The sequence below is a fragment of the Mycolicibacterium houstonense genome (assembly GCF_900078665.2).
Lineage (GTDB): Bacteria > Actinomycetota > Actinomycetes > Mycobacteriales > Mycobacteriaceae > Mycobacterium > Mycobacterium houstonense.
The window spans coordinates 4,468,100-4,476,212 of sequence record NZ_LT546207.1; the positions used below are offsets into that span (position 1 = coordinate 4,468,100).

Below are 8,113 nucleotides of genomic sequence, written 5' to 3' on the forward strand. Positions count from 1 at the left end.
GGGTTGGCCGTGCCCGGCACCGGGCCCGACGGCGGCATCCACGGCGGCAGCGGCGGGTTCGGATCGGCCAGGTTGGGGTTCGGATTGACCAGCGGCGGACCGACCGCGACGAGATTGCCGTTGGGTCCCAGCTCCGTTCCGGCCGGCGGGGCCAGATCAGGCGGCGGCTGATAATTCTGCGGCAACAGCACATCCGGTAGCTCCGGCCGGGTGGGCACCAGCGGCGCGGTGAAGCAGCTCGGTCCCTTGAGCCCGGAGTACTGCGGGCAGTCGGCCCGGGTGTAGGCATAGCTCGGGGTCAACGACAGGTTCACCCGCATGTTGCCGAAATCGTGCTCGGGCATCCAGACGTGCTCGAAGAACTTGTCCGACAACTGATTCAGTTTGACGAAGGCCGGCACCCAGTTGTGGGAGGTGTCGGCCAGCACACCGAGCACCGGGGTCAGATCCGAGGTGGTCTTGACCAGCCGGTCGGTGTGGTTGTTCAGCGCGGTGTGGGTGGTCCCCACCGTGTTGATCCCGCCGTTGATCATGGTGTTCAGCTGCGAACGTTGTTCGACCAGCGTCTGCATCGGCTGCACCGCCTTGTGCAGGGCATCGAGCAGATCCGGTGCCGTCTGCTGCAGGCCGCGGGTCGCATCGACGAGTGCGGAGACGGTCGTCGGCCCGGGTTCGGTGGCCACCACCGCATCGAGCTGATCGATCAGCCGGTTCAATTGTGCTCCGCTGGTGAGCAATTCGTTGCGACGGTTCTCGGTCGCGGCGTTCACCGCGGCCAGGATGCCCACCGTCTTGTCCTCCCGGCCACGTCCGGTCGCGGCCAGCACATCGCGCAGCTTGCTGATGGTGGTCTGGAACAGCACCGTGGGAAGCTCGGTGTCCTCGGGGATCTGGGCTCCGGCCGCGATGGGCGCGCCGGGGCTCAAACCATTTGCCGACCCGCCGGCGCGGTCGACCAGCTGCACCGACGACACCGCGAACACGTTGCTGGGCACCACGCGTGCGGTGACCGTGTTCGGGATCGACGATGCGTACTCGGGTTTGAGGTCGATGTGGACGAAGTTGGGCTTGCCGTTGGCGGCCGGGACCACTTCGTCGACCATGCCGACGAGCACACCGTGGTATTTCACGTCGGAGCGCTGCGGCAGACCGTCACCGACATTGATCAGGGCGGCCACCACCGGCACCCGGGCGTCGAGCCGACCCGTCGCCTTCACCAGGAGGAACGTCGAAACCAGTGCCGCCACAACAAGTACCGCGGCGCCACAGGCGAGCAGTTGGCGGTCGCTCGGACCGCGCCCGTCCATTTCCAGCGAGTTACCCATCTAGCCGCCGAACCTCGCTCCTGAATCGACCGTCCACAGCGCCATGGTGAGCAGCATGTTGACGATGACCACCACGGTGATGCTGGCCCGCATGGCATGGCCGGCGGCGACGCCGACACCCACCGGGCCGCCCGAGGCGTAGAACCCGTAGTAGCACTGCACGGTGGAGGCGATCCATACGAAGATGACCGCCTTCAGCACCGAGTACAGGATGTCCTGCCCGGACAGCATCAGGCTGAAGTAATGCAGGTAGGAGCCGGTCGACCCACCGCTGATCAGGAAGACCACCACCTGGGTGGTCAGGTAACTCACCGCCAGACAGAGCGCGTAGAGCGGGATCACGGCGATCACGGCGGCCATCAGCCGCGTGGTGACCAGATACGGAATCGGCCGGATCGCGATGGAATCGAGCGCGTCGATCTCCTCGGCGATGCGCATCGACCCCAGCTGCGCGGTGAACCGGCAGCCGGCCTGCGTGGCGAAGGCCAGCGACGCGGCGATCGGCGCCAGCTCGCGGGTGTTCACCAACGAGGAGATGATGCCGGTGGCCGGTCCGAGCCCGAGCAGGTCGAGGAAGTTGTAGCCCTCGATGCCGACGAGCGCTCCCATGGTGATGCCGAGCACCACCGCCACCCCGATGGTGCCGCCGCCGACCACGAGCGAGCCGTTGCCCCAGGCGATGTCGGAGAGCAGCCGGACGAATTCCGCACGGTAGTGCCGCAGCACGATCGGTACCGCGGCCAGGGCCCGCACGAAGAACACCATCATGTGGCCCAGCCGGATCACCGGCTTGGACGCCCGCTGGTACAGCCGCACCCACGGCGCCAGCAGCGGTGGAACGAAGGTGGAGGCCGTCATGTCACAGCCCTACCCGCGGGAACAACATGATGTAGAGCTGGCTGATCGCGACGTTGACCACCATCAGCAGCAGGATCGATTCGACCACCGCGGCATTCACGGAGTTGGCCACCCCGGTGGGACCGCCCTTGGTGGACAGCCCCTTCTGGCAGGACACCACGGCCACGATGGCACCGAAGATCACCGCCTTCACCAAGGCCACGATCATGTCGCCGGTGGTGGCGAACGAGGCGAAGGTGGCCACGAAGCTGCCGGGGGCGCCGTTCTGGAAGTAGACGTTGAACAGGAAGCTGGCCAGGAAGCCGACGAAGCACACCACACCCGTCAGCGCGACGCCGATCATGATCGCGGCGACGAAGCGCGGCACGACCAGCCGCTGGATCACCGAGACGCCCATGACCTCCATGGCGTCGGTCTCCTCGCGCATGGTCCGCGAACCCAGATCGGCGGTGATCGCCGATCCGACCGCGGCGGCCATGAGCACGGCCGCGACCAGCGACGCGGCCTGCCGGACCACCGCCAGACCACTGGCCGCGCCGGCCAGTGACGTGGCACCGACCTGCCCGGCCAGCAGGGCGAACTGGATCGAGAGCGTGACGCCGATCGGCAGCGCGACCAGCACGGTGGGCAGCACGGCGGTGCCCGCCATGAATGCGCCCTGGCGGATGAACTCCTGCCACTGGAAGCGGCCCGTCACCAGGTCGAGGAACAGTATCTGGACGGTGCGGACTCCGAGGACGAACTGGTCCCCGACGGTGGTGAGGGACGCGAGCGGGTGGCGCCTGGCGTAGCCGGTGGCCCACTTCTCGATGGTGTCGAGTCCCCGTTCCGGTTCGACCCCATCAGACACGCTCTCAGACGGCGCCGTCATCCTCTCTCATTAAGCAGCAGAACCAGCAACGATCAATCCCTCCCGAGGCCGAGGTCCGACCACGCCCGGCCGGATAACTCGCAATGGTTGGCACCGTAGCGTCGGCGCTCCTCCTCCGTCAACGTTTTGCCGAATTCTCATTTACTTAGCGAGATTGGCTCACCAATTGCCCGGCAAATCCGTCGTCGGCCGCCGGTCGATCGTCACGGCCACCGCCCGGTGCGGCCGAGCGCGTATCACTTCCCGTAACACCTGTAAATGCAGGGCATTCAGGCCGCGGTGAGCGCCATTCGGATTGACACCGACGTCAGGGCCGAGCCTTGATCAGCCAGGGATTCGCGCCCCCGCGCGGCGAAGCACGACGGAATCCGTGCCCGGCATGCACGTTAACTTTGCCGACCGCGTCAGTGCCGCGGGGAAACGTTGCCAGATTTTGCCGACAGGTGCCGCCGGGCACCTGGCGCACCGTTGCGCCGAAGTCTACTGACCACAGGCGATGTCAGTCGGATTTCGGCACATCTCGTGCCCGCGACATCCCGGCGCGGGGATCGTCAGCGACGGGTGCCGGACGAGCCCCGGGCGCCGGACTCCCGGTTCGCCTGCTCGACGATCGCATCCAGCAGTCCCGGCATCGCGGCGTCCACATCGCGAGCGCGCAGCTGCTGATGGATATGCCCCTCGCTGACCACCCGTTCGATGAGCCCCGCATCGCGAAGGATGTGGAAGTGATGGGTGGCCGTGGACTTGTTGATGCCGTCGTAGAGGTCCGCGCACTTCACCGGGCCGCCAGCGCCGTGCAGGCGCCGCACCATCTCCAACCGGATCGGGTCGTGCAGCGCGGCGAGCAGCGCAGGCAGATTCGCAACCGAACCCACCGGACTGCGCGCCTCACCGGCCTCCGCCATGTGCGTGCCCTCCGTCACCCGAAAATAAGTTTGATGAACGTCAAACCGGGCGTAAGCTCGGTCGAGTTCGATGATCATCAAACTTACCGGATGGGGCGTGACGATGGCGCGGATTTCGGCGGACAGCCCGCTCGGCCTGGAAAATCAGCGTTGGGCCTACCCCTTGCTGCTGGTGTTCAGCGGTGTGGCCCTCGGCGTCTCGGGTCTGCCGGCACCGCTGTACGGCATCTATGAAACCGCCTGGCATCTCACCCCATTGGCCACCACGATCGTCTTCGCCGTGTACGCACTGGCCGCCCTGGCCGCGGTGCTGGTGTCCGGCCGCATCTCGGATGTGATCGGCCGTAAGCCGGTCCTGGTGGCCGCGCTCATCGCGATGATCGTCGGCCTCGGCGTCTTCCTGGTGGCCGACAGCATGGCACTGCTCCTGCTGGCCCGCACCATCCACGGCGCGGCCATCGGCTCGATCGTGGTGGTGTCCGCCGCCGCGCTGCTGGATCTGCGCCCGCACCGCGGGGTGCGCTCGGGCCAGCTCAGCGGCGTCGCGTTCAACATCGGCATGACGGTGGCGATCATCGGATCCGCCGTGCTCGCGCAGTACGCCCCACACCCGTTGCGCACGCCCTACGCCGTGGTGGCGGTGATCTGCGTGCTCGTCGGCGTCGGCGTCCTCGCCCTGCGCGAAACGCACACCACCCGCGCGACCGGCCCCATCCGCATCTCGAAACCCGCTGTGGCCAAGGAGATCCGGTCAGACTTCTGGTTCGCCGCCCTCGGCGCGATGGCGTCCTGGTCGGTGCTGGGCGTGCTGCTGTCGCTGTACCCGTCGCTGGCCGCGCACCAGACCCACATCGAGAACCTGGTGTTCGGCGGCGGAGTCGTGGCCGTCACCGCGTTCTCCGCGGCGATGGCCCAACTGGCCGCCACGCGTATCCCGGCGCACCGCGCCGCGATCACCGGCGACGTGGGCATGGCGATCACCCTGGCGCTGACGGTTCCGGTTTTGGTCACCCACTCCTGGCCGCTGGTGTTCGTCGCGGCAGCAATGCTCGGTGCGACCTTCGGACTCGGGTTCGGCGGCTCGCTGCGCCACCTGTCGCAGGTGGTCCCGGCCGATCAGCGCGGCGAAACGATGTCGGCGTTCTACCTGTCGGCCTACACCGCGATGGCCGTCCCCACGCTGCTGGCCGGCTGGGCCGCCACCCGCTGGGACCTGGCCACCGTCTTCCCGTGGTTCGCCGCCGCGGTGTCCACGGCCTGCCTGGCCGCCGCGGGCATCGGGGCACTGTCGCGACGCCGCGCGGTCACCGCCTGATCCAGTTCGGCAACTTGGACTCGGCTACGGCGTCTCGGCAATACGCTGATCGCCATGGCACCAGCGCAACGCGAACCGAAGGTCGTCGTCCTCGGCGGAGGATCCTGGGGCACCACCGTCGCCTCCATCTGTGCCAGGCGCGGACCGACCCTGCAGTGGGTGCGCTCGGAGGAGACCGCCAAGGACATCAACGACAACCACCGCAATTCGCGCTACCTGGGCGACGAGGTGGCCCTACCCGAAAACCTCAAGGCCACCAACGATTTCAGTGAAGCCGCCCACTGCGCCGACGTGATCGTGATGGGCGTGCCGTCGCACGGCTTCCGCGGCGTACTGACCGAGCTGGCGCGTGAACTACGGCCGTGGGTGCCGGTGGTTTCCCTGGTCAAGGGGCTGGAGCAGGGCACCAACCGGCGGATGAGCGAGATCGTCGACGAGGTGCTGCCCGGGCACCCGGCCGGCATCCTGGCCGGGCCGAACATCGCCCGTGAGGTCGCCGAGGGCTACGCCGCCGCCGCCGTGCTGGCCATGCCGGATCAGCATCTGGCCGCCAAGCTCGCGGAGTTGTTCCGCACCAAGCGGTTTCGGACGTACACCACCGATGACGTGGTGGGCGTGGAGATGGCCGGGGCGCTCAAGAACGTCTACGCCATCGCTGTCGGCATGGGCTACTCACTGGGCATCGGCGAGAACACCCGCGCCATGGTGATGGCCCGGGCGGTCCGCGAGATGTCCAAGCTCGGCGAGGCCATGGGCGGGCACCGCGATACCTTCGCCGGACTGGCCGGCATGGGCGACCTCATCGTGACCTGCACCAGCCAGCGCAGCCGCAACCGCCATGTGGGTGAGCAACTGGGCACCGGGAAGAAGATCGACGAGATCATCGCATCGATGAACCAGGTGGCCGAGGGCGTCAAAGCGGCCAGCGTGATCATGGACTTCGCCGACAAGTACGGGCTCAACATGCCCATCGCGCGCGAGGTGGACCGCGTGATCAACCACAGCAGCACCGTCGAGGAGGCCTACCGAGGTCTGTTGATCGAGAAGCCCGGCCACGAGGTCCACGGCTCGGGATTCTGAGCTCGCGCGTCAGACCCCACGGACTGCGGCCCGAAAGTCCTCGGCCCCGACCGGCGGAGCGATGGTCCAGAGCACCTCGGCCTCGCCATCGGTGGGGTTGTGCCAATCGTGCAACTGGGTCGCACCGAAGGTCATGCTGTCGCCGGTGTTCAGCAACGTGGTCTGCCCCTCGATGGTGATGCTCAGTTCCCCCTTGAGCACGTACACGAAAATCGTTGTGGCATCTAGCCGGTAGGCCCCGCCGGAGCCGCCGCCGGGTCGCATGACGGTGTGCATCACCTGCACATGACGTTCGGACTTCGGGGTCAGCAGTTCTTCCCGGACCCCGTGCCCGCCCATCTCCAGCGGCGCCCCGGCGCCACTGCGGACGACCGGCGCCGACGGATACTCGAACAGGTCACCGACGCCGATCCCCAGCGCATCGCAGATGCGCATCAAGACCGGTACCGAGACGTTGGTCATCCCGCGCTCGGCCAGGCTCAGGAATCCCTTGGTCACCTCGGCCCGGGCGGCGACCTCGGTCAGACTCAACCCTCGCTGACCACGAAACTCGCGCAGCCGCGCCCCGGCCCGCCCCATGCCGGTTTCCGAGCCCTCCGTCACCGAACCCCCACTCCTGTTGACGTTGGTTTGTTTAGTGGTGTAAAACACGTCCATCGTTTTATGGCATTGAACCCTACATGCGGCGATGTCCCCGGAGCACAGAAAGGCATGCGGTGTCTGCACCTGCAACCGAGCCCAGCAACGAGTCAACGCGGATTCAGGCCGCCGTCTTCGACGCTGACGGCGTCATCAGCATCGAGGATGTCGACCTCGCGGCACCCGGCCCCGGCGAGGTCCGGGTCAAGATCGCCGCGGCGGGCGTCTGCCACTCCGATCTGCACGTGACCACCGGGGCCTGGGAGGTGCCCGCGCCCGTCGTGCTCGGCCACGAGGGTTCGGGCGTGGTGAGCGCGGTGGGCCCGGGAGTCGACGACCTCGAACCCGGCGACCATGTCGTCCTCAGCTGGGTGCCCGGCTGTGGCGAATGCCGCGCCTGCCGAGCCGGCCGGCCGGCCCAGTGCTCGCTGGTCGCCTCGGTCGTCGCGCCGGGCGGCACGCTGTACGACGGGACGACGCGACTGTCCAATCAGCGCGGAACGGTTCACCACTACCTCGGTGTCTCGTCCTTCGCCGAAGCCGTCGTGGTGCCGCGGAGCGGGGCGATCAAGGTCCGCAAGGATGCGCCTCTGGAAGACATCGCGATCGTCGGCTGCGCGATCGCAACGGGTGTGGGTGCGGTGCGCAATACCGCAGGGGTGCGACCCGATTCGACGGTGGCGGTGATCGGGTGCGGTGGCGTGGGCCTGGCTTGTGTGCAGGGCGCACGCCTGGCCGGCGCCTCGCGCATCGTGGCGGTGGATGTCGTCGCCGAAAAGCTCGACCTGGCAAGGAAACTGGGCGCCACCGACACGCTCGACGCATCGAAGACCGATGACGTGGTCTCCGCGCTGCGCGCCGTGGTCGCCGAGGGCGATGACAGCGGATACGACTACGTGTTCGACGCCATCGGCAAGATTGCCACCACCGAACAGGCCGTGGCCGCACTCGGACTCGGTGGCGCGGCCGTCATCGTCGGCCTGCCGCCGCAGGGCGAGCGGGCCAGCTTCGAACCACTGGCGCTCGCCGAGGCCGACCAACGCATCCTCGGATCCAACTACGGATCCGCGGTACCCGAGCGCGACATCCCCGCGCTGGTCGACGAGGTCATGGCGGGAAA

Annotated in this window: 8 protein-coding genes; 3 read left to right on the plus strand and 5 right to left on the minus strand. The window is 67.7% G+C overall.

From position 1 onward, the window contains the following. The 4 genes from BN4332_RS22400 to BN4332_RS22415 form a co-directional block, all read right to left on the minus strand. A partial coding sequence (locus BN4332_RS22400) for an MlaD family protein (protein WP_066901721.1) occupies positions 1-1,325 on the minus strand: 1,325 nt, incomplete at its 3' end. Further along, positions 1,326-2,183, minus strand: coding sequence for an ABC transporter permease (locus tag BN4332_RS22405; RefSeq protein WP_066901722.1), 858 nt, complete (start codon positions 2,181-2,183; stop codon positions 1,326-1,328). It abuts the gene before it with no gap. 1 nt (position 2,184) lies between these two features. Further along, positions 2,185-3,054, minus strand: coding sequence for an MlaE family ABC transporter permease (locus BN4332_RS22410; RefSeq protein WP_066901723.1), 870 nt, complete (start codon positions 3,052-3,054; stop codon positions 2,185-2,187). A gap of 551 nt (positions 3,055-3,605) precedes the next feature. Further along, positions 3,606-3,959, minus strand: coding sequence for an ArsR/SmtB family transcription factor (locus BN4332_RS22415; RefSeq protein WP_066901727.1), 354 nt, complete (start codon positions 3,957-3,959; stop codon positions 3,606-3,608). A gap of 103 nt (positions 3,960-4,062) precedes the next feature. Between BN4332_RS22415 and BN4332_RS22420 the strand changes: the two genes are divergently transcribed. Further along, a complete protein-coding gene (locus tag BN4332_RS22420; RefSeq protein ID WP_066901728.1) occupies positions 4,063-5,274 on the plus strand; it encodes an MFS transporter in 1,212 nt (403 codons plus the stop codon). A gap of 54 nt (positions 5,275-5,328) precedes the next feature. Then, positions 5,329-6,354 carry an NAD(P)H-dependent glycerol-3-phosphate dehydrogenase gene (locus tag BN4332_RS22425; RefSeq protein ID WP_066901724.1) on the plus strand — a complete coding sequence of 342 codons (1,026 nt, stop codon included), beginning with the start codon at positions 5,329-5,331 and terminating at the stop codon, positions 6,352-6,354. 9 nt (positions 6,355-6,363) lie between these two features. On the opposite strand, the gene BN4332_RS22430 is transcribed toward BN4332_RS22425, so the two are convergent. After that, positions 6,364-6,957, minus strand: coding sequence for a helix-turn-helix domain-containing protein (locus BN4332_RS22430; protein ID WP_235654171.1), 594 nt, complete (start codon positions 6,955-6,957; stop codon positions 6,364-6,366). A 113-nt stretch (positions 6,958-7,070) separates the two neighbouring features. On the opposite strand from BN4332_RS22430, the gene BN4332_RS22435 reads away from it, so the two are divergent. Further along, on the plus strand, positions 7,071-8,113 hold a 1,043-nt coding region (locus tag BN4332_RS22435), incomplete at its 3' end, for a zinc-binding dehydrogenase (protein ID WP_066901726.1).